The organism is Pseudoxanthomonas composti, assembly GCF_004122095.1.
In the GTDB taxonomy this organism is placed as follows: Bacteria; Pseudomonadota; Gammaproteobacteria; order Xanthomonadales; family Xanthomonadaceae; genus Pseudoxanthomonas_A; species Pseudoxanthomonas_A composti.
Genome location: NZ_SAWZ01000007.1, coordinates 156,135 through 181,046, shown reverse-complemented (window position 1 = coordinate 181,046; position 24,912 = coordinate 156,135). Strand labels below are relative to the sequence as shown.

Genomic DNA, 24,912 nt, shown 5'->3' with positions numbered 1-24,912 from the left:
CTCAGCGCACGCGGTATAGCACCGCGGCGCCAGGCTTGGGCTCGAAGGCCGGCACCGTCCGCTGCGTGAGCGCCTTGCCATCGGCGTCCCACACCAGCGTCTCGGGCGGAAACTCGTCCTTGCGTGTCATCGCATCGATCTTCTGCACGATCACGCTGGCACCCGCCTTGACCTCGGGATTCCACTGGAACACGCCGTACCGGCCATAGAAGGCCGCCGGCGCCGAGGCATCCAGGCGTCGGTCCGGACACATCGTCAGCCCGCGCTCCAGCATCACGCGCAGCGCCCCCACCGGCACGGCCTTGACGGTGGCATTGGTGCGCTCGGCGCTGTGGCCCGGGCAGACATTGGCCGCGCGCGTGATCATCGCCTCGGCGACCTCGCGATCCGATTGCGCCAGCGCAGGTGCGGCCACGGCAAGCAGCGACAACAGCCCGGCGGATGAGATCCAGTTCATTGCAGCGTCCTTGATGGGTATGGCGCCAAGCGTAGCAACGCGCTGCTGCATCCCACGTGGATGCCCCGAGGAGAACGCGCGGGTCCTTGTTAAAAAATGAACGCGCGCAACCTGTCCTTGCTGTCAGCGAACACGGAGACCTGCACAATAAATCACCGCGCCGGTACCCCACGGTTCACGTTCGCAGTGGCCTGCGCAATGTCGTGTCCGGTTTAATGAGGACACGATTGCAGGCGTCTTCGCGCGATTGTTTGCCCGGCACGGCTGCGTGGTGCCAGGCGACCCTGCACGGCCGAACAGGGATTGGACATGGATCATCTGATTGCAGTCATCAGCGCGAGCTGCGCGCTGTTCTCGCTGGGCGCACTCTGCCTGGCATACCGCGCGTTCTCCGCGGTCACGCGCCTGGAGCGCAAGTTCGACCACTTCGACGGCAATGCCCGACTGGTGTGGGACACCGCGCTCTGGCAGCACGCACGCACCGAAGCCCTGCTCAAGGGCGAGGAGCCGCCGCGGCATCCCAGCGATACGCGGACGGGGTGATCGGACAACTCAGCAGCGATCATGGAGTCGGCCGAGCAATGCTCGGCGTTGAGTCATGTTTCGCCTGACGATTAAGCGGAGCCGCGCTGGCTCGTCAATGTCCAGCGCATGGAGTCCTTGCCAGCCGCTTGATACTTGGTGAGCCGATGCGCGTCGTTAGGGACGCTCCCTGTAGCATCTACATACTCTCAGGCCGACGGGCCTGCGGACCACATCGCTTGAGGGTTGTGCATGGATCAAGGCTTCGTATGGACACCAGGCGTGGGGATAGACCAGGTCGCGCTCGCTCGCCTGCGGCTTCATTTCAGAAAGCCGCAGCAGCCCATGGGCGAGGCCTGGTTCATGAGCGAGCAGCGCAAGATGTTTCCCGAGCTTCAGGGCGAGCTCGGCAACATGAGCATTTGGGACCTACAGATTGCCCTGGGCGAGATTGCGAGCGGCACCAGCTCATTCGGACCCTTTGAGGAGTGGAGGGAGTGGTACCACTATCTGCTGGCACAACTCGTCCCCCGCGGTCACGACGCATTTGTGTATTCACTCGTCGAACTGCTCATCACCTGCTTCATGACGCAGTATCCGAACGGCATCCATCGGCAACCGTATCCCGGGTTTGGAGAGGACGTACTTGCGACGCTGGGACGCTGCGTCATGGAGCCGCAGTGCTGGAGTGCGGATCAGATCGTGGTCGGCACGTTCCTTCATCGTTCGAACAACAATCCGGCGCGGACGTGGCGCTGGTATGACGCCAGTGGGGATCTGAGCGCGTCGCTTTTCCTATGTATCAAGTATCTGCCTGCGCCTGCAGTGACGACATGGTTCCGCTCTGTTCTTGAAATTTCATCGCCCCACTGGCGCGCCCAGCTCATCGCCTGGCTGGTCGGCGCGAATGAGCTGCTGACAGGAGCCAAGACGTGGCCTTCTGAGCTAAAAACGGAGGCATACCCGAATGTCGGCTGGGAGTGGTCCCACTGTCTTGGGCCGGGACTGGCGATAGCTGACGATTCGGGCAGTCCTGTACTGACGATGTGGCTGCCCGAAGATGCCTGCCGTCGCGTAGTGGATGAGGTGCGCAACTACTTTACCGACGACACCTTCTTGCTCTGGCTCGAGTCAATCTCCAGCGTGGACTATCTGGAGGAGGAACTCGAGCAGATACCAGTATCGTTTGAGCGCCTGTATCTCAAGAAGGATGGCGGCGGATAACGCTGGAACCCTTCGTCCGTGGGTGCAATGGGGAAAGGGCGAACCAGAGTTGTCGGCCCACCACGATCGGCGGCGCAACATGACAAACGAAAAAAGGCCCGACTCGACTGGAAGTTCCAGGACGTCGGACCCTTGCTGGCTTCCTGCGGCGTCCAACGCTTTGCGCGTTGGTGGCTATGGGTGGACTCGAACCACCGACCCCAGCATTATGAGTGCTGTGCTCTAACCGGCTGAGCTACATAGCCGCAGGAACCGCGTATTTTTCATGTCCGGGGTGGGGCTGTCAATCCATTTCTTTGGAGTTGAGGCGCCCCGCCGGGCGTGGCACATTCGTCCCCAGTAGATTTAGGGAGTCCGCATCATGATCGATCCGGACGGCTTTCGACCCAATGTCGGCATCATCCTGATGCGGCCGGATGGGCGGGTGTTCTGGGCCAGGCGCGTGCGTCGGGACGGTTGGCAGTTCCCGCAGGGCGGGATGAACAGCGACGAGACGCCGCTGGAGGCCATGTACCGCGAGCTGCGCGAGGAGACCGGGCTGCTGCCCGACCACGTCGACGTGCTGGGCGCCACGCCCGGCTGGCTGCGCTATCGCCTGCCGCAGCGGGCGGTGCGGCGCAACGAGCGCCAAGTCTGCATCGGCCAGAAGCAGGTCTGGTTCCTGCTGCAGATGCTGGGCGAGGAAAGCGACCTGCGCCTGGACCTGACCGAGACCCCGGAGTTCGACCACTGGCGCTGGGTGGACTTCTGGTACCCGGTTGACCACGTGGTCATGTTCAAGCGCGGCGTGTACGCCCGCGCGCTGCGCCACCTGGCGCCGCTGGCGCGCGGGGTCGCTGGGGCGCAGGCGGTGCCCCAGGCCGGTCTGCTGCGCACTGGGGAATCCCACGCGCGGGGCCGGGCGCGACATCGGTCACGTCCCCGCAATCCGGCTGAACAACGTCCCGCCGGGGACAATTGACAATCATTCTCAGTGGCGTTTGAATGGGCACGCGCCGGTTTGGCGCGTCCGCCGTGGTAACGCCGTGTACGTCTGCATCTGCAATGGGGTCACCGACCATCAGATCCGCCAGGCCGCCGAAGAGGGCTGCCGGACCACGTCCGAGCTGACGATGCGGACCGGCTGCGGCGCGACTTGTGGCAGCTGCCTGGAGATGGCCGGCGACATTCTGGCCAGTGTGCATGCCTTCCCGCTGGCGGTGCTGCCAGGACCGTTGGCCGAGGCGGCCTGAGCGGAGCTGCTGGTCGCTCGGCGCTGCCGCGCCCCACATTCCCGCCTGGCGTTTTGAAGCCGCAGTCCATCACGGCGCTTTCTGAGGCTTACGGTTGGGGATGCACGCACGCCAGCACAAGCGTGCAATCAGGATGATCACGATTCGCGTTCCTTTGCCTGCCTAGCGGGCTCGGTAAGCTGCGCGCTTTCCCCTGCGCCGGAGCGCTGACATGAAAGGCGACGCCAAGGTCATCGAGTACCTCAACAAGGTGCTCTATATCGAACTGACGGCCATCAACCAGTTCTTCCTGCACGCCAAGATGTTCAAGAACTGGGGCCTGCACGAGCTGTACGAGCATGCGTACAAGGCCTCCATCCGCGAGATGAAGTACGCCGACAAGCTGGCCGACCGCATCCTGTTCCTGGAAGGCCTGCCGAACTTCCAGGCGCTGGGCAAGCTGCGCGTGGGCGAGAACCCGCGCGAGATGCTGACCTGCGACCTGGCCCTGCAGATGGATGCGCTGCCGCTGCTGCGCGAGGCAGTCACGTACTGCGAAAGCACCAACGACTTCGTCAGCCGCCAGCTGCTGGTGGATTTCCTCGAAGGCGAGGAAGAGCACGTGGATTGGCTGGAGACCCAGCTTGACCTGATCGAGCGCATTGGCGAGCCGAATTACCTGCTCAGCAAGATCGAGGACTAAGCCGCCCGGCACCGCACGGCTCGGAATCGCGTCGCCACCCTTCGTAGGGTGGATGACGCTATTTTCATCCACCACCGCCGCCAGACGAGAGTCAGGGTCTGAATGCAGCTGCTGCTGCCGGCCATCGTGGTGGGGGCAACTCCAGGTGGCCTTGAGGCCATCAGCCTCGGGGCGGGCTTTGCCGGGAAGTCCCCTTCGCGGCTGAAGCCGTTCCCACAACTTCGCCTGGCGCAGCCGCGCAGGCTTCGGCAGGAACAGGGGTCCAGGAATCGGGGGCAGAGTGCAGTCGCCGGTCTTCGCGGCTGGGGCATCTCCCACACCTGCGTCTCGCCCGCGGCGCTAGCCTCAGCCGCCGACCCGGTTGAGGTAGGCCTGCAGCGCCAGGCGCGCGCGGGCGAACTCGGCGATCACCAGGGCCACGGCCACCGCGGGGCGCTCCAGGTGGCCGTTGCGGCTGCCCAGCTCGATCCGCTGGGCAGCGGCCGACAGGGTCATCGCCCCCAGGTTGGCGGCCGAGGACTTCAGCGTATGCGCCGGCATGCGCAGGGCCGCCAGGTCCGAGGCGGCCGCGGCCGCTTCCAGTGCGGCGATCAGCTTCGGCGTGTCTTCCAGGAACAGCCCGACGATCTTGGCCGTTTCCTTGCCCACCACCTCGAACAGTTCATCCAGCACCGAAGTGTCCAGCACCGGGGTCTGGATCACCGAGCTGCGCGGCGCTGCCGCCAGCGAGGGTGCCGCCACCGGCACCGATGCAGCAGGCAAGGCAGGCGACGATGTGGGGCTGTCGCCGGCTGGCTGCGCGGGCGACGTATGCGGTGGCGCGGAAGCGGCCGACGGCATGGACGGGTCCGGCGGCGCGATGGCGTGGGCTTGGTCAGGCGTGCCCTGGGCCTCCCCGGCCTGCATCCAGCGACCGATGCAGGCCTGCAGCTGCTCGCGGGACACCGGTTTGGACAGGTAGTCGTCCATGCCCGCGTCCAGGCAGCGCTGGCGGTCGCCGGCCATGGCGTTGGCGGTCATCGCCACGATCGGTAGGCGCGGCAGCTGCGGAAGCTCGGCTTCGCGCTGGCGCCAGCGGCGCGTGGCGCTGTAGCCGTCCAGCACCGGCATCTGGCAGTCCATCAACACCAGACCATAGCGCTTGGCGCTCATCTTCTCGATGGCCAGTGCGCCATTTTCGGCATGGTCGCAGCTGTGGCCGAGCACGCGCAGCATGGTCTCGGCCACCGCCCGGTTGATCGGGTTGTCCTCCACCAGCAGGATCGGACCGTGCGCCGCCTTGGCCTGCGCGGGCAGCGGCGGTGCAGCAGCGTGTGGCTGCGCGGGCGACGGTGGTCCAGCCTCGCCGGGCTGCGCGGGTGGCTCGCCGATGGGAAGCTCGGGCGCCACCGACGTGGCGGCCTCATCCTCCACGGCCGTGGTCGGGAATTCCTGCTGGGTGAGGATGGCGCGCAGGGCGCTGTTGGGCGACAGGCGCGGAATCTGCGCGGCATCGGCTCGCAGGTCCTCGGGCACCGGTTGGTCGCCGTAGAGCCAGACCAGGCTCACCTGGCTGCGGCCCAGGCCGCGCTGCAGGGCGCGGGCGCTGTCGCCCAGGCGCGGCAGGTCGGCCAGGACCCAGCCGATGTGCTCGCCGCCGGGGCCGCGCAGCCGTTCCAGCGCTTCCTGCGGCGATTCCACGCAGGCCAGGCCGAAGCCCCAGCCCGGCAGCAGCGCGCGCAGGCGCTGGCAGAGCTGCACATCGGGGCTGACCACCAGGACGTGGGCGTTGAGCCGGTTTGCATGGGTCCCTTGCAGGTCGCCGATGACCTTGAGCAGGGGAATCTCGAACCAAAAGGTCGAGCCGCGCCCTGGCTGCGACACCACTCCGATGCGGCCGCCGGCCAGCTCCACGATGCGCTTGCAGATGGCCAGGCCCAGGCCGGTGCCGCCGTACAGGCGGGTGGTGGAGGCATCGGCCTGGCTGAAGGCACGGAACAGCCGCTCCTGCGCTTCGGCGGGGATGCCGATGCCGGTATCGCGCACGTCGAAACGCAGCAGGTGCTGCTGCTGGGTCTCGCCCAGCCGGCGCAGGGCCAGGGTGACCGAGCCGCGTTCGGTGAACTTGATGGCGTTGCCGATCAGGTTGGTCAGCACCTGCCGCAGCCGCACCGGATCGCCACGCACCGACAGGCGCACGGCCGGGTCCAACTGCAGCTGCAGGCGCAGGTTGCGCGACTCGGCCGGGCGCTGCATCAGCTGGATGACCCCGTCCAGCACCTCGCGCAGGTTGAAGGTGGTGGTCTCCAGCTCGAGCTTGTCGGCCTCCAGCTTGGAGTAGTCCAAGATGTCGTCGACGATGCGCAGCAACTGTTGCGAGGAGGCCATGGCCGTGGCCAGCATGTCGCGCTGGTCCTTGCCCAGCGGCGCATTGCCCAGCAGCTCCAGCATCGGCACGATGCCGTTGAGCGGGGTGCGGATCTCGTGGCTCATGGTGGCCAGGAACTCGCCCTTGGCCAGCACCGCCGACTCGGCCGCCTGCTTGGCCTGGGTGAGTTGGGCTTCCAGCAGGCTGTGGCGGCCCAGGTCCTTGCGCAGGGTGTCGCGCTCGGACTCGGCCATCGAGGCGCGCACCTGCAGGGTCTCGGCCTGTTCGCGCAGGGCCCGGGCCCGCAGGGACGACAGCACCGCCAGGACCACCGCGCACGCGCACAGGGGCATGGCCACCAGCACCCATGGGCCCGGCACGCGCAGCACCCCCAGCACCAGTGCGACCAGCGCCAGCGCGCCCATCAGCGCACTCAAGCCGGCCAGCCGTCCCCCCCACGGCGACACGCTCATCCTCTACCGCTCCGTTACAGCACCGCGTTGTGGAAATCGAAGCCCAGCTCGCTGCCGACGCCCTGCACCAGGTTGCCCTGGATGAAATCGATGCCGCCCATCCACATGGCGGCGGCGGCCTGCGGGTCTTCGATCTGCTGCGCGATGACCTGCAGGCCCTGCTTGTGCGCCAGCTCGATGATGCCGCTGAGCTGGGCGTTGAGCTGGGCATCGCTGTGGGCGCCCGCGTAGCGGCTGGACACGCGCAGATAGCCCAGCGGCAGCTGCGAGAGCAGCGCCTCGGATTCCAGGCCCGGCTCGAACTGGCTCAGGCAGAACTGCACGCCCACGCCCATCAGCTTCTCGCAGAAGCTGCGCAGGGCCACGGTGTGGATCAGCGCATCGCCCAGGCGCAGGTCGATGACCAGGCACTTGCCTTCCAGCCCGCGCTGGGCCAGCTGCTCGCTGACCCAGGTGGCGGCGTCCGGCCGGGTCAGGGTGCGCGGGGACTGCGACACGAACATGCGCAGCTGCTTGTCGCGATTGTTGGCGATCAGGTCCAAGGCCTTGGCGACCACGCCGCGGTCCAGGTCGACGATCTGCCCGCTGGTCTCGGCCACCGGCACGGCCTTGGCCGCCGGCAGCACGCTGCCATCGGGCTGGCGCAGGCGCATGAGGGCCTGATACTGGGCCAGGTCGCCACCGGCCACCGAGACGATGGGCTGGAAGGCCAGCTCCAGGGTGGCTTCGGCCAGCGCCTGGCGGGCCTGCTCTTCCACCGGCGCAGGTGGAACGTACACGGCCACGCTGTCGGCCTGGTGGCGCGCGGCCAGGGCCGAGCGCTCGACCGCCTCCAGCGCCGCGCTGGTCTCGCCGAAGGCCTGCGGCAGGTGCGCAAAGCCCACCGCCGAGCGCAGGTGCAGGGTCTCGCCGCGCACCGACATGCCATGGGCGGCCAGCTGCTGCTGCAGCTTGCGGGCGAAGTCGCGCAGCGCGGTCTCTTCCATGCCGCGCGCCAGCACCAGGAAGCTGTTGTCGTTCATGCGCGAGACCGGGTGCGGGGCTGCAACCTCGCCAAGGTGCCGCGCCGCGCCGAGCATGAGCTGCTCGAAGCTGGCATAGCCATAGCGCTCGCGCAGGCCCAGCGAGCCGCCGATCTCCACGAAGAACAGGCCGCCCACGGCCTTTTCCTCCAGCGCCGACCCCAACTGTTGCAGCAGGTGCGCACGGGTGGCCAGGCCGGTCTCCGGATGGGTCGCGGCCGGCGCCGCCGCCGCCGTGGCCGGTGCGCGCTTGCGCGCACGCTGGATGCGGTTGGCGACCGCGGCGATCAGGTGGCGCGGGCGGATCGGCTTGCTGAGAAAGTCGTCGGCGCCGCTTTCCAGCACCTCGTACTGGCGCTCCGGGTCGGGGTCGCCGGTGAGGAACACGATGGGCAGGTGCAGATACTCGGGCTGTTCGCGGATCACCACGGTCAGGCCCATGCCGTCCTTGCCGGGCATGTGCAGGTCCATCAGCACCAGGTCCGGCTGGAAGCTGCGCAGGGTGTCGATGACCTTGTCCGCGTCCAGCTCCACCTCGGCCTGCATGCCGGCCCCGTGCAGCACACTCTGGGCGAACAGGGCCTGGCCGCGATCGTCCTCGACGATCAGCACGCGAAAAGGAGGCTCAGTCTCGCCGCCGCCCGCACGGCCGCCAGCGCCTGCCGGTGTCCCGGCGCCCGGCGCGTCGCCGGCCGTGCCATCGCCCTGTCCATCGGCTTCGGACTCGGCCATCGCGCGCGCTGGCGCGTCATCCAGGGCGGGCTCGCCCCAGCGTTTCCAGTAGCCCGGCGGCGGGACTTCCATGCGCGGGCGGGAACGGGCGGGGTCGAACGACGTAGGGATCTGGGACATGCGTCAGTGTTTCACCAAGACTTCGTCATTATGCGGTTTTCGGCGTTAAGGGGGCTGCGTGCTGCGTGCATTAGCGGCCGCCGCTGGCCTGCGAGGCAGTGGCACCTGGGCGCATCAGTCGCCGCATGCCGCGGAGCACGCTGCGCCAGACCAGCCAGATGGCGATTGCGCCGAGCAGGCTCACACCCACCACCAGGACCAGCGCCAGCACCGGGTGCGAGAAGGCCAGCGCCAGGCCGCCCAGGGTCAGGGCGTCTTCGGTCGCCGAGGCGGCGATGTTGCTGACCGGCTCGGGCGAGGTATTGATGAGTGCGCGCGAGCCGGCCTTGAGCACATGGCTGGTCAGCGCCACACCGGCGCCAGCGGCCAGCGCCCCGGCGCCCAGTTCGCCATCGGGCGAAAGCGTGGCCGCGGCCAGGAACGCGCCTGCGGGCACGCGCGCCAGGGTTTGCACCAGGTCCCACAGCGAATCCACCCCGGGGATCTTGTCGGCCAGGCCTTCGGCCAGGGCCAGCGCGGCCGAGGTGCCCAGCACCCAGGGCGAGGTGGTGACGGCCAGGGCCGGGGGCAGGTCCAGCCAGCCCAGCGCGCCGGCCACGCCCACCCCGAACACGGTCAGGTAGACGCGGATGCCGGCCATCCATGCCAACAGGATCCCAATAACAAAGAGGTGGGCTTCGGTCATGGCGCGGATTCCCCTACACTGCGGTGGCCGTGGGGACGGCAAATGGGGACGTCCCCTCCAGTAGAGTCGAGTATAGGCCGCGCGCCGACGCCCGCCGTGGTGGCGCCTGTGGCCGTCGAATCCCTGATCGGATCATGCCTGCCAAGACGCCCTCCCGCTATCGCATCGTGCCTGCCACGCCCGCCGCCTCGCGCTGGCGCCGGCGCCTGTTGTGGGGCGGGGCCTGGCTGGCCTCGTTGGCGGTGGTGGCGGTGATCGCCGTGAGCGTTGCCGGGCCCGGTGCCGGATCGTCGGGCCTGCAGGCGCTGAGCAGCCGCCGGGCCCTGAACGAGGCGCAGCGCCAGATCCGCACGCTGACCCAGCGGCAGGCGACGCTGACGCGGTCGGACAGCATCAGCCGCGAGGCCAATCGCGACCTGCAGAGCACCCTGGCCGAGCGCGACCAGGAAATCGCCGACCTGCGCGCGGATGTGGACTTTTACGAGCGCCTGGTCGGGCCGACCGACCAGCGCAAGGGGCTGACCGTGTTCTCCTCGCAGTTCGTCGACCAGGGCCCGGCCGGCTGGGACTACCAGATCGTCCTCACCCAGACCCTCAACCGCGGCGCCATCAGCGAAGGGCAGATGCGCCTGGCGGTGGAAGGCCTGCGCGACGGCAAGCTGACCACGCTGGACTGGAACGCCCTGCATGGGCAGGCCGCGGCGCCGGCGCAGACGTATTCGTTCCGCTATTTTCAGCAGCTGGAAGGGCGCGTGATGCTGCCCGCCGGCTTCACGCCGCAGCGTGTCAAGGTGTCCTTGCGTGGCCAGGATGTCGCCATCGAGCGCGACCTGGACTGGAAGGTCGCCGGCACCTGAGGCGCCTACGCACCGGCTTCCGCAGCTGCCCGGGGGTGCGCGCACAGCTCCGGTGCGCCGGCAGGTTCGGGCCATTTCCCTAATTTTGTTTCCCCGGAGAGTTCCCATGTTGAAGAAGAAGCCCGCCACCTACCGAGAAGGCCAGGCCATTGACACGCTGATCGGTCCGCAGGTCGTGCTGCAGGGCGATCTGATGTTCAGCGGTGGGCTGTACGTGGAAGGGCGCATCCGCGGCCGCGTGGTGGCCGAGCCGGGCCAACCGGCGGTGCTGACCCTGGCCGAGCAGGGCTGCATCGAGGGCGAGGTCGAAGCGCCGGTGGTGATCATCAACGGCCAGCTGCGGGGCGATGTGCATGCCGCCGAGCGGGTGGAGCTGGCCGCGCAGGCCCGGGTGGTGGGCAACATCCACTATCGCGTGGTGGAAATGAGCGCCGGCGCGGTGCTGACCGGGCGCCTGGTGCATGCCGACGCCCAGCCGGCGGCGGTGGCCGAGACCGGACCGGCGGCCGAACCGGCTGTGGCTGAACCGGTGGCGATGGTGGCCAACGCCTGAGACCGGGCGTTCAGAGCCGTCTCAAATGGCCGGGCGTAAGCTCCGGCCATGTCCAAGCCGACGTCTTCCCCACAGCTGCAGCCGGTGTCCCCGCGGGCGCGGCTGGTCGCCTACGCGGTGGCCTTGCTGATGCTGCTTGCCCTGGGCTTCGGCGCCTGGGGCGTGTGGACCATCGTGCAGGTGCGGGCCGCGGACATTCCCAGCCCCGCGCAGTGGCGGGCCCAGCAGGCGCGGCTGGCGGAACTGGAGCAGCGCGTGGCCACGCTGTCGCGCTCGGACCAGATCTCGCGCGAGGCCAACCAGGACCTGCAGAACGGACTGGCCGAGCGCGATGAGGAAATCGCCGGGCTGCGCACGGATGTGGCGTTCTACGAGCGATTCGTCGGCGCCACGGCGCAGCGCCATGGACTGACCGTGCACGAGCTGCGGCTGCAGCCGCAGGCCGGCAATGCCTGGCACTTCACCGCCACCCTGACCCAGAACGTGAACCGCGGCGCGGTCAGCCGCGGCAGCCTGCGCCTGAGCGTGGAGGGCACGCGCAACGGCAAGCTGGAGACCCTGGACTGGAGCGCGCTGCGCCAGCAGGCCGGGGCCGAGGGCGTGGCGTATTCGTTCAAGTACTTCCAGCAGGTGGAAGGGGATCTGTTCCTGCCGCAGGGCTTCCAGCCGGTGCGGGTGGTGGCGCGCCTGGACGCCGCGGGCGGCACCGGCGTCGAGCGTGGTTTCACCTGGACCGAGGCGGCCGCGCCGGGCGGGACGGGAGGGGCCTGATGCTGGGAAGCTGCATCTCCGTCTCTGGCTTGAACCGCCCCGCTTCTGGCCCCATCCTGCACGCATGAGCACGTTCGTCTCCCTGCCTACCGCCGCCCCGGCGCCGGACTACCAGTCGCTGGACCGCCCGCTCAACTTCACGCATGCGGCCGCGGCCAAGGTGCGCGAGCTGATCGCCGAGGAAGGCAACGCCGAGTTGGCCTTGCGCGTGTACATCGAGGGCGGTGGCTGCTCGGGGTTCCAGTACGGGTTCGAGTTCGACGAGAACCGCGCCGAGGATGACCTGGCGGTGCAGACCGACGAGGTCACCCTGCTGGTGGATCCGCTGAGCCTGCAATACCTGATGGGCGCCGAGGTGGACTACACCGAGAGCCTGACCGGGGCGCAGTTCGTCATCCGCAACCCCAATGCCAAGACCACCTGCGGCTGCGGCAGCAGCTTCAGTGTCTGAGCCGATGCCGGCGCGCCCCGGCGGGCTGCCGGAGGTGATGCCGCCGGCCCTGTCCGGCTACGCCTTTGCCAGCGCGCCGCTGGATCGCGCCGATGCGCTGCGCGACGATGCCCAGGCGTTGGCGCGGCTGTGGCCTGATGCGCAACTGCTGGTGCTGGACGCCGAGGGCATGGCCCTGGCCGACCGGAATGGCCAGCGGCCTGGCTTCACCGGCCGCGATGTGGGCGCCTCCGCGCTGGCCAATGCCTTGCTGCTGGGCGTGCGCGATGGCCAGGCCTGGTTTTCCGTCGAGGCCGACGCGGTGCAGGTGAGCGCGCCGCAGCGCGTGGACCTGCGCCAGGCCGCGGCGACCTGGCACGAGAACGAGTCTGCCGCTTTCGCGCATGCGCGGGCGATGCAGCACTGGCGCACGCGCACCCAGCATTGCGGGCGCTGCGGCGGGCGCGTGGCGTTCCGCCGCGCCGGCTATGTCGCCAGCTGCAGCCAGTGCGGCACCGAGCACTATCCGCGCGTGGACCCGGCGGTCATCGTGGCCGTCACCGACGGGCAGCGCCTGCTGCTGGGGCGCCAGGCCAGCTGGCCGGAAGGGCGCTATTCGGTGATCGCCGGCTTTGTCGAACCGGGCGAGTCGCTCGAACAGACGGTGGTGCGCGAGGTCCACGAGGAAACCCAGGTGCGGGTGCGCAGCTGCCGCTACCTGGGCGGCCAGCCCTGGCCGTTTCCGGGCGCCTTGATGCTGGGATTCGAGGCCGAGGCCGAGCCGGACACGCCCAAAGTGGATGGCGAACTGGAAGACGCGCGCTGGTTCACGGTCGATGAGATCGCCGCCGCGCGCAGCCCACAGCGCGAGCACGGCGGCCTGCGCCTGTCCCCGTCCATTTCCATTGCCCGTGCCCTGATCGAGCACTGGTACCAGCGCATGACCGCCTGATCGGCCCGGCGACGCCATGCCGTTTGCGGGTAGGACGCGCGGGTAGGGCGCGCAGTTAGAATTGGCCGCCGGAGGTCCGCACATGTCGCTCACCCTGTTGGCCGTGGTCACCGCGCTGGTGCTGGGACATCTGGCGCATGCGCCGCTGGAACGCCTGCGGCGCTTTGGCTGGTATGCGCGCTGGCTGCGGGGGCTGGATGTGCAGGCCGGTCGCAGCGCCTTCTGGCGCGGGCGGCACGGGGTGCTGTTGGCGGTCGCGGTGCCGGTGCTGTTGGTGGCGCTGCTGGCCTGGCTGCTTCGCGGCTGGCTGCTGGGCGTGCCAGGGGCGCTTTTCGCCATCGCGGTGCTGGTGTATGCCTGGGGCCCGCGCGATCTGGATGTGGATGTCGAGGCGGTCCTGGAGGCCGATGACACCGCCACCCGGCAAGCGGCCGTGGCGCGGCTGTGGCCCGAGGCCAGCGTGCCGCTTAGTGATGGTCCCGCGCTGGTGGGCGCGGTGTTCCGCAGCGCGCTGCAGCGCTGGTTCGGGGTGATGTTCTGGTTCCTGCTGCTGGGCCCTGCCGGCGCCCTGCTGTATCGGCTGCTGGCCGTGTCCGCGCACGGGGTGGAAGGCGCATCGATGCCGGGCGGACATCGTGCCGGCGCAGCCTGGTGGTGCGCCGTGCTGGACTGGCCGGTGGCCATGCTGATGGGCTGGACCCTGGCGCTGGTGGGCAACTTCGATGCCGTGGTCGGCGCCTGGCGCGGCACCGGCAGCCAGGGACACGGGCTGCAGGCGACGTTCCTGGATGCTGCCGCCCGGGCCAGCGTGCGCAGCGAGCTGGAAGCCGAAGCCGAGGACTACACCGACGAGGGCCTGGTGCCGGCGATCAGTGAGCTGCCCGAGCTACGCGATGCCATGAGCCTGGTCTGGCGCATCCTGCTGCTGTGGCTGGCGGTCCTGGCCCTGTTCGTCATCGCGGGGTGGGTGAGCTAACTGCGAGGCACTGCCTCGCAGTTAGCGAACGCCCGGCCATGGATGGCCGGGCCGGGCTTTCCGGAGCCGAGAAGGCTTCGCCATGGAGGGCGACGATGCAGTTGCGACCGAGGAAGTGTTGCACTGCCTCGCAGTTAGCGAACGCCCGGCCATGGATGGCCGGGCCGGGCTTTCCGGAGCCGCCAAGGCCGCGCCAGGGATGGCAGCGATGAAGGAACCGAGCCGGCGGCACTGCCGCGCGCGTCAGCGAACGCCCGGCCATGGATGGCCGGGCCGGGCTTTCCGGAGCCGAGAAGGCTTCGCCATGGAGGGCGACGATGCAGCTGCGACCGAGGAAGTGTTGCACTGCCTCGCAGTTAGCGAACGCCCGGCCAGGGCTAACCCTCAGCCCGGCGCCAACCAGGTGAACGGCACCCAGGGCAGGTTGCGGGCGATCCAGTAGGCGGGCAGGGCGATCAGCCAGAACTTCGGCGCGCTCATCACCTGGACCACCGGCGCGAACCAGCGTGCGCGCCAGCCCAGCTTCCAGGCCAGCAGGCCGGGGGCGAGCGCCAGCACGGTCATCATCCCCGGGTTCATCGAAAAGGCCGTGGCCAGATCCAAATGCACCAGCGCGTGCGCGGCGCGGGTCATGCCGCAGCCGGGGCAGTTCAGCCCGGTCAGGGCCTTGAAGATGCAGCCGGGGAACGGGCTGTCGGCGGCGTTGGGATCGAAACGGTAGAGCAGGCAGGCGCCAGCGACGGCGGCGGTGGCCGCCGCGCCGGCCAGCAGCCAATGGTGGCTGCGGAGTTGCTGCATTACTGCATGTTCTGGAACTGCTGCATGGTTTCCATATAGGAGGCCATGCCGCCGGTGGCGAACATGATGATGTTGATGATCAGGCCGAGGCCGGCCAGTGCCGTGGTGACGATGCACCAGGTCTTGGCCTGGGCCGAGGCGCGCTTGGCGCCATCGAAGTCGCCCTGGCCCAGCAGCGAGTTGACCTTGCTGGAGAAGACGATAGCGACGATGCCGGTGATGAGCGCCGGGCAGCACAGGCAGAAGCCGATGACCGTGGAGATGATCGACCAGGCCAGGTGGTTGGGCACGCTACCGGGGGCGATCGGCGCCGACGGCGGGGTGTAGGGCGGCGGCGTGGCGCCGGGCGGCGGTGGGATGGTGCTCATGTGGAACTCCCCATGGGTGGTGGTGACGTCATGTCGCGGGCGAGTCTAGTGGATTGTGGTGTCCGCTGTGCAGTCGGCCCGCTTCAGGCCGCATCCCCGCGCAGGCCGCGGACCGCCGCTTCCAGCGCTTGCGCGCTGCTGTCCGCCGGCAGGGGCGCACCGGCCGCGACCTCGATGTGCGCCCGGAAACGCCGCGGCATGCGCATGCGGCGCAGGCGCGAATCGCGGTGCGACCACATGCTCGACCACATGCCCCGCAGCGCCATGGGCACCACCGGCACCGGGCGGCGCTCCAGGATCTTCTCCACGCCGGACTTGAAGGCGGCGATCTGCCCATCCTTGGTCAGGGCGCCTTCCGGGAAGATGCCCACCACATCGCCGTTGGCCAGCGCCGCGTCGATCTCCTCGAAGGCCTTGCGCATCAGCTCGGGGTCCTCGCGCGCACCGGCGATCGGGATCGCCTTGGCGTTGCGGAAGATCCAGCGCATCACCGGGATGTTGAAGATCTTGTAGTACATGACAAAGCGCACTGGCCGCGGGATGGCGGCCGAGAGGATCAGCGCATCCATGTAGCTGACGTGGTTGCACACGATCAGCGCCGGGCCTTCCTCGGGGATGTGCTGCTCCACGCCATGCAGGCGCAGCCGGTACAGCGCGCGCACCATCACCCAGCTCATGAAGCGCATCAGGAACTCGGGGACGATGCTGAAGATCCAGATCGCCACCAGCGCGTTGGCGATGGTCAGGGCCAGGAACACCTGCGGAATGGTCCAGCCCAGGAAGCGCTGCACGGCGATGCCCAGCACCGCGGCCACCACGATGAACAACGAGTTCTGGATGTTGACGCCGGCGATGACGCGGGAGAGTTCACTGCGCGGCGTGCGGCTCTGGATCAGCGCGAACAGCGGCACCACGAAGAAGCCGGTGAACATGCCGATGCCGACCAGGTCGATGCAGATGCGCCAGCTGCCGGGCGCCTGCAGGAACTGCGCCACGGCCAGCCCGGTCTGCGGCGCCGCGCCGGGGCGGGCGAAGTACAGGTCCAGCATGAAGGCGCTGATGCCGAAGGCGCCCAGCGGCACCAGGCCGATCTCCACCGTGCGTCCGGACAATTTTTCGCACAGCAGCGAGCCGGTCCCGGTGCCGATGGAGAACAGCGCCAGCGCGAAGATGTACAGCGAGGGCTGCCCGCCCAGGTTGACCTCGGCGTAGGTCGGCAGCTGCGCGGTCAGCACAGTGCCGACGAACCAGAACCAGGACACGCCCAGGATGGCGTTGCGCACCGCCAGCTGCTTGCGCGCCAGGCGCATGATCGCCAGCGACTCGGGCAGGGGGTTCCAGTTGATCGGCAGCTCCGGTGCGCCGGCATCCACGCGCGGGATCAGCCGTGAGACCAGGTTGCCGATGACCGCCAGGGCGATCACCGCCGTGGCCGCGGTGACCGGCCCGTGCGTGCCGGCCAGCTGGAAGATCAGCCCGCCGAAGATCATGCCAACCAGGATCGACAGCGAGGTCCCCATCTCCACCAGCCCATTGCCGCCGGTGAGCTCCTCGGGCTTGAGCACCGAAGGCAGGATCGAATACTTCACCGGGCCGAACAGCGTGGACTGCAGGCCGGTGCAGAACAGCGCGATGAGCAGCACGAGCATGTTCTGGGTCAGGAAGCCCACCGCCGCCAGCGACATGATCGCGATTTCCATCGTCGTGGTGATCACGATCAGCCGCTGTTTTTCCAGCTTCTCGGCGATCTGCCCGGCGATGGCCGAAAACAGGAAGTAGGGCAGGATGAACAGCGCCGGGGCCAGGTTGGTGTAGAGCGTGCGCTGGGCCGGGTCGATGCCCATCCAGAACAACAGGCCGATGATGGCCTGGCGGTAGACGTTGTCGTTGAGCGCGCCGAAGCACTGGACCGCGAAGAATGGCAGGAAGCGGCGCTGCCCGAGCAGCGCGAACTGGTTGTGGCCCGAGGACATGCGCGGTTCCGTGCGAAAGCTGCGCGCAGCCTAGGGCTGGCCTCGATGGCACGCAAGGGCGGTGGCCTCGGCGGGCGCCTGCGCTTGTGTGGGAGCCGATTCATCGGCGAAGGGCATTACCGGTAAAGCTGCTGCGCGGCTGAAGCCGCTCCCACGAGGATGCATGGTGCTCAGTACCGCTGCTGCCATCGCAGAGCGCAGCTTTCTGTGTGGGAGCCGATTCATCGGCGAAGGGGCGTTACCGGGAAGGCTTCTTCGCGGCTGAAGCCGCTCCCACGAGGCTGCATGGTGCTCAGTACCGCTGCTGCCATCGGGCAGCGCAGTCTCCATGTGTTGGAGCCGATTCATCAGCGAAGAGGCTTTCCCCCGGGACTGCATCGCGGCGGATGGCCCGAGGCCACCGGGAGCCGCTGCCGGGGAGATCGCGATGCCTAGCCGACCGATGGCGCAGCGCGATCCCCGCGCGCATCGGGCTCGGCGCCGGTGCCGGTGGTAACCGCATCGGCGGCCGCACGCAGGCGCGGCAGCAGACGCAGGGCCAGGGACAGCTGCGTGCGCAGCAGGCGGCGCTTCTCGTCGATGTCCGCGGGCATCTGTTCCAGTACATCGGCCAGCGCGTCGTCCTCGGCGGCCGTGCCGGCCGCGGCGGTCCGGGCGTTCAGCGCCTGGGTGATGGCCTGCAGGCCCTGGCGCAGGCGCTGCCCGGCCGCGGCGATGAGCGCGTCGTCGGCATGCTCGGACAGTTGCGCGCGGTGCGCGCCCAGCGCGGACAGGTAGCTGAGCAAGGTGTTGGACAGGGCCAGGAAGCGGAAACCGGCGTCCAGGTTGCGGCGCTTGTAGCCTGGCTCACGCACCATGTTGGACAGCGCGGCCGACAGGGCGGCATCGGCGTTGTGCATGTCGCGGCGGGCCACGCGGTAGCCCAGATCGTCGCGCCCGCTTTCGCGGTAGTGCGCCAGCACCTCATCCAGGTAGCGCGCGCAGGCATCGAGCACGTTGGCCATCACCAGGTGCAGGCGACGGCCCTGCCATTCGGGCAGGATCAGAAAGGCGGCCGCCGCGGCGATGGCGCAGCCGATCAGCGTGTCGAGCAGGCGCGGCCACAGCAGCAGGAAGCCGTCGCCGAGCAGGTTGAAGCACAGCAGCGCCATCACCGTGATCGCCGCGGTGGCGATCATGTAGCGGTCGGTGCGGGTGACGAAGAACAGCAGCGCCGCGGCGAAGGCCAGCAGCAGCTGCAGTTCGGTGGCCGGGAACAGCTGCATGAACGCCCAGGTGAAACCCACGCCCACCAGCGTGCCAGCGATGCGCTGTGCCAGCCGCAGCCGGGTGGCGCCGTAGTTGGGTCGGCAGGTGAAGGCGATGGTCAGCAGGATCCAGTAGCCATGGTCGGCATGCAGCGAGACCATCACCGCGTAGCCGACCACCAGGGCGATGGCCATGCGCAGGCCATGGCGGAACAGCACCGATTTCAGACTGAACTGCTGGCCGATGCGCACGGCCATTTCGCGCAGCGAGTGCGGCGAGGAGTCGCGCAGGCGGGTGTCGATGTTGTCCAGGGTGCTGTCCGACTCGGCCGCCTCGGACAGGCGCCGCTCGATCGATTGCAGGTTCACGCCCAGCAGCTCCAGCGAACCCAGCAGGCGGTTCCAGCCCGGGTTGTCCTGCGCGCGCAGGAACGCCAACGACTCGCGCAGGTCGGCCGTGGCCTGCCGGCTTTGCTCGCCGTACTGGAAGGGCGTGCGCAGGCGGATGGCTTCGCCCAGCGCCGCGCAGGCCTTGCCCTGCAGGGCCAGCAGGCGCTGGCAGCGGTACAGCACGTCGCTGTGGAAGAAGGCGTCGGTCAGCTCGTGATAGGGGTAGTGCGAGGAGCTGGCGCGCTCATGGAAGTCCTGCGCCATGTAGTACAGCCGGAAGTACAGGCCCGACTGCACGCCGGGGCGGCCGGAGCGGCCAAAGCGCGAGAGGATCGCCGCCTTGGCCGCATTGAGCGCCTCCACCACCCGCGCGTTCTGCTGGGCCAGCTTGAGCCGGCGCGGATGCTCGTCGATCTGGCGGACGGGCTCGAACAGGTCGGCCTTGTACTTCAGGAACAGGCCGAGCTCGAGGAACAGGCGCGCCAGGCGCTCGCGCACCGGGCGATTGGCGAACAGCGCCGTCCATAGGATCGAAAGCAGGCTGTACCAGCCCGCGCCCACCAGCAGCAGGGCGGTGGCATGCCAGGACGGCTCGGCGCTGTCGGCCGGGTGATGGTCCAGCCCCAGCATCGCGTAGATGGCCAGGGACACGGTGGCCATGGCGATGGAGGCATAGCGCTCGCCCAGGGCGCCGATCAGCCAGATGGAGAAGGTGGCCACCGCCATCACCGGCACGAACACCGCCGGATAGGGGAACAGCCACTGCACCACCACCGCGGCGATGCAGAAGCACAGCATCGACAGCAGCACGGCCTTGGTCCGGCCCAGCCAGTTGTCGTCGGTCTCGGCGATGGCCGCGGCGATCGTGCCCAGGAACAGCGGCGGCAATGCCAGCAGCTGGCCCTGCTGCCAGCACACGCCCATCGCCACGGCCAGGGCGATGAACACCCGCAGGCCATAGCTGGCCTTCTCGTGTGCCCAGAGCTGGTTCAGGCGGGAATCGAAGCGGGCCATGTGTGCGGGATCTTCCAGAGGCGGCCATTATCGGGGCCGCCGCGGAAGGGCGTGAAGGCGGGTCTGGCGCATGGCGGCCATGCGCAATGGCGATGGCAAGGCCTGGGGTGCCGTAACCGCGCCATAACCGGCCCGGAACTGACGATGTCACCACCGCCCACGACAGTGGGCAGCCCCGTGCCATTGCGGATCGTTCGATGTCCCTCGAGGTGTCCCACCTGACCAAGCGCTACGGCGGCCGCGCGGTGGTCCACGACGTGAGTTTCCGGGTGGACGATGGCGAGCTGGTCGCCCTGCTGGGTCCGTCCGGGAGCGGCAAGAGCACGATCCTGCGGGTCATCGCCGGGCTGGCCGGTGCCGAGAGCGGACGGGTGCGGGTGGACGAGCAGGACGTCACCGCGCTGCCGCCGCGGGCCCGCGACCTGGGGTTCGTGTTCCAGAACTACGCGCTGTTCGAGCATCTGACGGTGGCCGACAACGTCGAGTTCGCCCTGCGCGTGCGCAAGGTCGACCGCGCCACCCGCCAGCGCCGCCGCGACGAGCTGCTGGAGCTGGTCGGCCTGGGCGGCAGTGCCCGCAAGTATCCGGGCCAGCTCTCCGGCGGTCAGCGTCAGCGCACCGCCCTGGCGCGCGCGCTGGCACACCAGCCGCGCCTGCTGCTGCTGGACGAGCCCTTCGGCGCGCTGGACGCGCGCATCCGGCAGGACCTGCGCCAGGGCCTGCGCGAGGTGCTCAAGCGCATCGGCACCACCGCGGTGTTCGTGACCCACGACCAGGAGGAAGCCTTCTCCGTGGCCGACCGCATCATGGTGCTGCACCGCGGCCGCCTGCTGGAGCAGGGCCGGCCGCAGCAGCTGTACCGCGCCCCGCAGACCGAGTTCGTGGCCAGCTTCGTCGGCCGCGCCAACCTGTTGCCGGGCGAGCTGACCCCGGCAGGCGTGCGGGTGCGCCTGGAAGGCGACCCGGCCGCGGCCAATGCCATCCCGCAGCGGGTCAAGGTGTTGCTGCGCCCGGAGGAAATCTGGCTGGACGAGCCGGACCGCGATCCGGAATCGGCCCCCGGGCATTTCGTGCGCGAGGCGCTGGTCAAGCGCGCCGAGTACCTGGGCGCCAGCGAGCGCGTCTACCTGGAGCTGGACGCCATCCACGCCCAGCAGCCGGAGGTGGGCGGGCGCCGCTATCACCTCGAAGCGCTGCGCTCGATCGAGGAAGCGCGCCTGCTGCCGCTGCAGCCGGGCGACCGCGTCTCGGTGTCCGCGCGCGCGCTGCACGCGGTGTCCCAGCCCAACCTGCGGGTGCTGGTGCTGGCCGAGGGCGACCGAGAAGGCCGCGCGCTGACCACCTCGCTGCTGCGCTGGGGCGAGCGCAGCCATGCCTTGATCACCCTGCTGGGCGGCGCGGTGCGCGATGGCCAGCTGCGGCAGCCGCTGGAGCAGTTCCGCCAGTCCTTCGCCGGCGACCTGAAACTGGTGGACAACCAGTCCATGGACCTGGACCTGTGGCAGGCCGTGCGCGCGCACCTGGACGGGGAGCGCTACGACCTGGTGGTGTTCCCCGGCAGCCTGGGCCAGGACCCGCGCCTGCTGGAGCTGCTGGCCGAACGCGACCTGCGCCACGTGCTGCTGGCCGGCAGCGAGGGCGATCCCCTGCAGGAAGGCGGGCATTGGTCGATGCTGCTGCGCGCCTTCGCCAGCGGCCAGCCCGACCTGGAGCTGCCGGCCGAGATCGCCGAGGAACTGGGCGCGCGCGCGGAGGTGCGCGACCTGGACGGTCGCCTGCCGCTGCAGCCGCACCAGCCGCCGCAGCGCTGGCGCGATGCGCTGACCCTGCGCCGCATTCCTTTCACCACCGTCGGCGCCGCCACCCCGGTGCCGGTCGACCCCGATGCGCAGGTGCGTCCGCACCTGGATGCCACCGCCGCGCTGACCGTGCTGGACCTCGGTCCGCGCGCGGGGCTGGGGCCGCGCCAGCAGACCTGGCTCAAGGCCCTGGCCGGGCGCTGGACCTGGCTGATCGTGCAGCCGGACGAAGCCGACCTGGGCCTTGCGCCCACCAGCAGCGCCCTGCATGGGCGCGCCGCCCCGCCACCTGCCGCCGCAGCGGCCCTTGCCGACAGGAATGCCCCATGACCGCTTTGAAGATCCGCCGCGCGCCGGCCCCTGCGCAGGCCCTGCTCACGCCTCGCCCGTGGCGTCGCCTTAGCGCCATCGCGCTGGGCGCCGGCCTGACCGCCCTGTTGGCCGCCTGCGGCGGCGGCAAGCCCGCCTCGGGAGAGGCCGGCAAGTCCGATGCCGCGGCCGCCGGCAAGACCACCCTGCTCAACGTCAGCTACGACCCCACGCGCGAGTTCTACGCCGACTTCAACAAGGCTTTCGCCGGACACTACCAAGCCGAGCACGGCAGCGCGCCGACGGTGCGCATGTCCCACGGCGGCTCGGGTAAGCAGGCGCGTTCGGTGATCGACGGGCTGGAAGCGGATGTGGTGACCCTGGCGCTGGCCTCGGACGTGGATGCGCTGGTCGAGCATGGCCTGATCGATGCCGGCTGGCAGTCCAAGCTGCCGGACAACAGCGCGCCTTACACCTCCACCGTGGTGTTCGTGGTGCGCCGTGGCAACCCCAAGAACATCCATGACTGGACCGACCTGGGCCGCGATGGCGTGGCGGTGGTCACCCCGAACCCGAAGACCTCCGGTGGCGCGCGCTGGAACTACCTGGCCGCCTGGGGCTCGGTGCTCAAGCGGGGCGGCAGCCAGGCCGATGCGCAGGCCTACATGACCAAGCTGTTCAAGTCGGTGCCGGTGCTGGATACCGGTGCGCGTGGTGCCACCACCACCTTCGTCCAGCGCGGCATCGGCGATGTGCTGCTGGCCTGGGAGAACGAGGCACTGCTGGTGCTGCAGGAGTTCGGCAGCGACAAGTACGAGATCGTGCGCCCGACCACCAGCGTGCTGGCCGAGCCGACCGTGGCGGTGGTGGACAAGGTCGCCAAGCAGCACGGCACGCAGGCGCTGGCGCGGGAGTACCTGGAGTACCTCTACACGCCCGAGGGCCAGGAACTGGCAGCCAAGCATCACTTCCGCCCGCGCAACGCCGAAATCCTGGCCAAGCACGAGAGTGAGTTTCCCAAGCTGGAGCTATTCACGGTCGACGAGCTGTTCGGCGGCTGGAAACAGGCCCAGGCCGAGCATTTCGCCGAGGGTGGCCAGTTCGACAAGATCTTCGCCCAGCGCGCGCAATGAGTGCCCTCGGAGCTGTCGACTACGTCATTCCCGCCTGTGCGGAAATGACGGGACAACCGGCATCCCGTGCCTGCACACGCGCCATTGCCTGAAACGGACACCTTGAACAGCATCGCCGCCACCGACCTCGCCGCAGCCAGCGCCGGCGCCCCGCGCGCCCATCGTGTGCATCCCGGCTTCCGGCTCACCCTTGGGCTCACCATCACCTGGTTGAGCCTGATCGTGGTGCTGCCCATCGCCGCGGCCCTGGTCAAGGTCGCCGGCCTCTCCTGGGAAGACGTGTGGCGCATCGCCAGCAGCGAGCGCGCGCTGGCCGCCTACAAGCTCAGCTTCGGGCTGTCGCTGGGCGCGGCGCTGATCAACCTGGTGTTCGGCACCCTGACCGCGTGGGTGATGGTGCGTTATCGATTCCCGGGCAGGCGCATCCTCGATGCGATGATCGACCTGCCGTTCGCCCTGCCCACCGCCGTGGCCGGTATCGCGCTGGCCACGCTGTACGCGCCCAGCGGCTGGCTGGGCGCGCCGCTGGCCGCGCTGGGCCTGGATGTGGCGTTCAAGCCGGTCGGGATTCTGGTGGCGCTGGTGTTCGTCGGCCTGCCCTTCGTGGTGCGCACGGTGCAGCCGGCGCTGCAGGACTTGGATCCGGCCCTGGAAGAGGCCGCCGCCACGCTCGGCGCCAGCCGCGCCCAGGTGGTGCGCTGGGTGGTGATCCGCCAGCTGCTGCCGGCCGCGCTGACCGGCTTCACCCTGTCCTTCTCGCGCGCGATCGGCGAGTACGGTTCGGTGATCTTCATCGCCGGCAACATCCCCATGGTGTCGGAGATCGCGCCACTGCTGATCGTGGTGCACCTGGAGCAGTACGACTACGCCGGGGCCACGGTGCTGGCCGTGGCGATGCTGGTGATCTCCTTCGTGATGCTGCTGCTGATCAACCTGGCCCAGCGTTGGAGCGGCCATCGCCCCGGGGGCGCGCACTGACATGGGCGGCTACGACGACACGCCCGCGCTCAACGACCCGCCGTGGCTGCGTCGCAGCCTGATCGGGCTGGTGGTGCTGTTCCTGCTGGTGTTCCTGGGCCTGCCGCTGGTGCTGGTGTTCCGCCAGGCCCTGGCCGGTGGCTGGGACACCTTCGTGGCCGCCCTCACCAGCGAGGATGCGCGCGCGGCGATCCGCCTGACCTTGATCGTGGCGGCCATCGCCGTCCCGCTGAACGTGGTGTTCGGCGTGGTCGCCGGCTGGGCGCTGTCGCGCTTCACCTTTCGCGGCAAGTCGCTGCTGGTGACGCTGATCGACCTGCCGTTCTCGGTCTCGCCGGTGGTGGCTGGCCTGCTGCTGGTGCTGTTGTTCGGCACCCAGGGCTGGTTCGCGCCGCTGCTGGCCACGACCGGCTGGAAGGTGGTGTTCGCCGTGCCGGGCATCGTGCTGGCCACGCTGTTCGTGACCTTTCCGTTCGTGGCGCGCGAGCTGATCGCCTTCATGCAGGAGCAGAACACCGACCCGGAGCTGGCCGCCTTCACCCTGGGCGCCGGTGGCTGGGCCACGTTCTGGCACGTGACCCTGCCCTCGATCCGCTGGAGCCTGCTGTACGGCGTGCTGCTGTGCAATGCGCGGGCGATGGGCGAGTTCGGCGCGGTGTCGGTGGTGTCCGGCCACATCCGCGGGCTGACCAATACCATGCCGCTGCACGTGGAGGTCCTGTACAACGAGTACGACTTCACCGCGGCCTTCGCCGTGTCCTCGCTGCTGGCCCTGCTGGGGCTGGTGACGCTGCTGGCCAAGACCGGGATCGAACACGTGCAGGACCGCCGTCGTCCGCGCAAATAGAAGAACCACGGCCCAGGAACC

The 24,912-nt window shown here is 69.1% G+C and carries 23 protein-coding genes and 1 tRNA gene; 15 read left to right on the top strand and 9 right to left on the bottom strand.

The genetic code is table 11. The features are described from left to right. Position 1: 1 nt before the first annotated feature. Complete coding sequence (locus EPA99_RS14030; protein ID WP_129471853.1) at positions 2–457, bottom strand: hypothetical protein; 456 nt, start codon at positions 455–457, stop codon at positions 2–4. A 309-nt stretch (positions 458–766) separates the two neighbouring features. Here EPA99_RS14030 and EPA99_RS14025 point away from each other — a divergent pair, with 309 nt between their 5' ends. After that, positions 767–1,000 (top strand): hypothetical protein, encoded by a 234-nt coding sequence (locus tag EPA99_RS14025; RefSeq protein WP_129471852.1) that lies wholly within the window; start codon positions 767–769, stop codon positions 998–1,000. A gap of 231 nt (positions 1,001–1,231) precedes the next feature. Beyond that, positions 1,232–2,203 carry a hypothetical protein gene (locus tag EPA99_RS14020; RefSeq protein ID WP_129471851.1) on the top strand — a complete coding sequence of 324 codons (972 nt, stop codon included), beginning with the start codon at positions 1,232–1,234 and terminating at the stop codon, positions 2,201–2,203. A gap of 168 nt (positions 2,204–2,371) precedes the next feature. On the opposite strand, the gene EPA99_RS14015 is transcribed toward EPA99_RS14020, so the two are convergent. Continuing rightward, positions 2,372–2,448: transfer RNA gene (locus EPA99_RS14015), tRNA-Met, on the bottom strand. Between the two features lie 116 nt (positions 2,449–2,564). Between EPA99_RS14015 and EPA99_RS14010 the strand changes: the two genes are divergently transcribed. From EPA99_RS14010 to bfr, 3 genes are all read left to right on the top strand, one after another. Next, positions 2,565–3,164, top strand: a complete 600-nt coding sequence (locus EPA99_RS14010; protein WP_129471850.1) for an RNA pyrophosphohydrolase — start codon at positions 2,565–2,567, stop codon at positions 3,162–3,164. A gap of 64 nt (positions 3,165–3,228) precedes the next feature. Next, positions 3,229–3,435, top strand: a complete 207-nt coding sequence (locus tag EPA99_RS14005) for a (2Fe-2S)-binding protein (RefSeq protein WP_129471849.1) — start codon at positions 3,229–3,231, stop codon at positions 3,433–3,435. 211 nt (positions 3,436–3,646) lie between these two features. Beyond that, on the top strand, positions 3,647–4,117 hold the full coding sequence (bfr, locus tag EPA99_RS14000; protein WP_129471848.1) for a bacterioferritin: 471 nt from the start codon (positions 3,647–3,649) through the stop codon (positions 4,115–4,117). Between the two features lie 345 nt (positions 4,118–4,462). On the opposite strand, the gene EPA99_RS13995 is transcribed toward bfr, so the two are convergent. The 3 genes from EPA99_RS13995 to EPA99_RS13985 form a co-directional block, all read right to left on the bottom strand. Continuing rightward, on the bottom strand, positions 4,463–6,937 hold the full coding sequence (locus EPA99_RS13995; protein ID WP_241688396.1) for a hybrid sensor histidine kinase/response regulator: 2,475 nt from the start codon (positions 6,935–6,937) through the stop codon (positions 4,463–4,465). Between the two features lie 14 nt (positions 6,938–6,951). Further along, positions 6,952–8,811, bottom strand: a complete 1,860-nt coding sequence (locus tag EPA99_RS13990; protein WP_129471847.1) for an EAL domain-containing protein — start codon at positions 8,809–8,811, stop codon at positions 6,952–6,954. Between the two features lie 70 nt (positions 8,812–8,881). Then, positions 8,882–9,496: a DUF4126 domain-containing protein gene (locus EPA99_RS13985; RefSeq protein ID WP_129471846.1), complete on the bottom strand. Its 615-nt coding sequence runs from the start codon at positions 9,494–9,496 to the stop codon at positions 8,882–8,884. A 134-nt stretch (positions 9,497–9,630) separates the two neighbouring features. Between EPA99_RS13985 and EPA99_RS13980 the strand changes: the two genes are divergently transcribed. From EPA99_RS13980 to EPA99_RS13955, 6 genes are all read left to right on the top strand, one after another. Next, positions 9,631–10,353 carry a DUF6776 family protein gene (locus tag EPA99_RS13980; RefSeq protein ID WP_129471845.1) on the top strand — a complete coding sequence of 241 codons (723 nt, stop codon included), beginning with the start codon at positions 9,631–9,633 and terminating at the stop codon, positions 10,351–10,353. A gap of 106 nt (positions 10,354–10,459) precedes the next feature. Continuing rightward, complete coding sequence (locus tag EPA99_RS13975) at positions 10,460–10,906, top strand: bactofilin family protein (protein WP_129471844.1); 447 nt, start codon at positions 10,460–10,462, stop codon at positions 10,904–10,906. 48 nt (positions 10,907–10,954) lie between these two features. After that, entirely contained in the window at positions 10,955–11,677 is a 723-nt protein-coding gene (locus EPA99_RS13970) for a DUF6776 family protein (protein ID WP_241688395.1), read from the top strand. 64 nt (positions 11,678–11,741) lie between these two features. Continuing rightward, positions 11,742–12,128: an iron-sulfur cluster insertion protein ErpA gene (gene erpA / locus EPA99_RS13965; RefSeq protein ID WP_129471843.1), complete on the top strand. Its 387-nt coding sequence runs from the start codon at positions 11,742–11,744 to the stop codon at positions 12,126–12,128. A 4-nt stretch (positions 12,129–12,132) separates the two neighbouring features. Beyond that, complete coding sequence (gene nudC / locus EPA99_RS13960; protein ID WP_425479208.1) at positions 12,133–13,059, top strand: NAD(+) diphosphatase; 927 nt, start codon at positions 12,133–12,135, stop codon at positions 13,057–13,059. An 82-nt stretch (positions 13,060–13,141) separates the two neighbouring features. Then, positions 13,142–14,035, top strand: a complete 894-nt coding sequence (locus EPA99_RS13955; protein ID WP_129471842.1) for a hypothetical protein — start codon at positions 13,142–13,144, stop codon at positions 14,033–14,035. Between the two features lie 384 nt (positions 14,036–14,419). Here the strand turns inward: EPA99_RS13955 and EPA99_RS13950 are convergent, their stop codons facing one another. The 4 genes from EPA99_RS13950 to yccS all read right to left on the bottom strand — a co-directional run bounded on the left by EPA99_RS13950 (position 14,420) and on the right by yccS (position 19,825). Next, on the bottom strand, positions 14,420–14,833 hold the full coding sequence (locus EPA99_RS13950) for a DUF2752 domain-containing protein (protein ID WP_129471841.1): 414 nt from the start codon (positions 14,831–14,833) through the stop codon (positions 14,420–14,422). Then, positions 14,833–15,201 carry a CD225/dispanin family protein gene (locus EPA99_RS13945; RefSeq protein WP_129471840.1) on the bottom strand — a complete coding sequence of 123 codons (369 nt, stop codon included), beginning with the start codon at positions 15,199–15,201 and terminating at the stop codon, positions 14,833–14,835. The genes EPA99_RS13950 and EPA99_RS13945 overlap by 1 nt, the downstream gene beginning before the upstream one ends. Before the next feature lie 83 nt (positions 15,202–15,284). Beyond that, complete coding sequence (locus EPA99_RS13940; RefSeq protein ID WP_129471839.1) at positions 15,285–17,174, bottom strand: MFS transporter; 1,890 nt, start codon at positions 17,172–17,174, stop codon at positions 15,285–15,287. Positions 17,175–17,605: 431 nt separating this feature from the next. Then, positions 17,606–19,825: a YccS family putative transporter gene (yccS, locus tag EPA99_RS13935; RefSeq protein WP_129471838.1), complete on the bottom strand. Its 2,220-nt coding sequence runs from the start codon at positions 19,823–19,825 to the stop codon at positions 17,606–17,608. 197 nt (positions 19,826–20,022) lie between these two features. On the opposite strand from yccS, the gene EPA99_RS13930 reads away from it, so the two are divergent. From EPA99_RS13930 to cysW, 4 genes are all read left to right on the top strand, one after another. Beyond that, entirely contained in the window at positions 20,023–21,954 is a 1,932-nt protein-coding gene (locus tag EPA99_RS13930) for an ABC transporter ATP-binding protein (RefSeq protein ID WP_129471837.1), read from the top strand. Continuing rightward, on the top strand, positions 21,951–23,066 hold the full coding sequence (locus tag EPA99_RS13925) for a sulfate ABC transporter substrate-binding protein (protein ID WP_129471836.1): 1,116 nt from the start codon (positions 21,951–21,953) through the stop codon (positions 23,064–23,066). Before EPA99_RS13930 ends, EPA99_RS13925 begins: the two co-directional genes overlap by 4 nt. Positions 23,067–23,177: 111 nt before the next feature. Continuing rightward, the gene (gene cysT / locus EPA99_RS13920; RefSeq protein WP_129471880.1) at positions 23,178–24,044 is read left to right on the top strand and encodes a sulfate ABC transporter permease subunit CysT; all 867 of its coding nucleotides are present in this window, start codon (positions 23,178–23,180) and stop codon (positions 24,042–24,044) included. A 1-nt stretch (position 24,045) separates the two neighbouring features. Next, a complete protein-coding gene (gene cysW, locus EPA99_RS13915; RefSeq protein WP_129471835.1) occupies positions 24,046–24,891 on the top strand; it encodes a sulfate ABC transporter permease subunit CysW in 846 nt (281 codons plus the stop codon). The last annotated feature ends 21 nt before the right edge of the window (positions 24,892–24,912 follow it).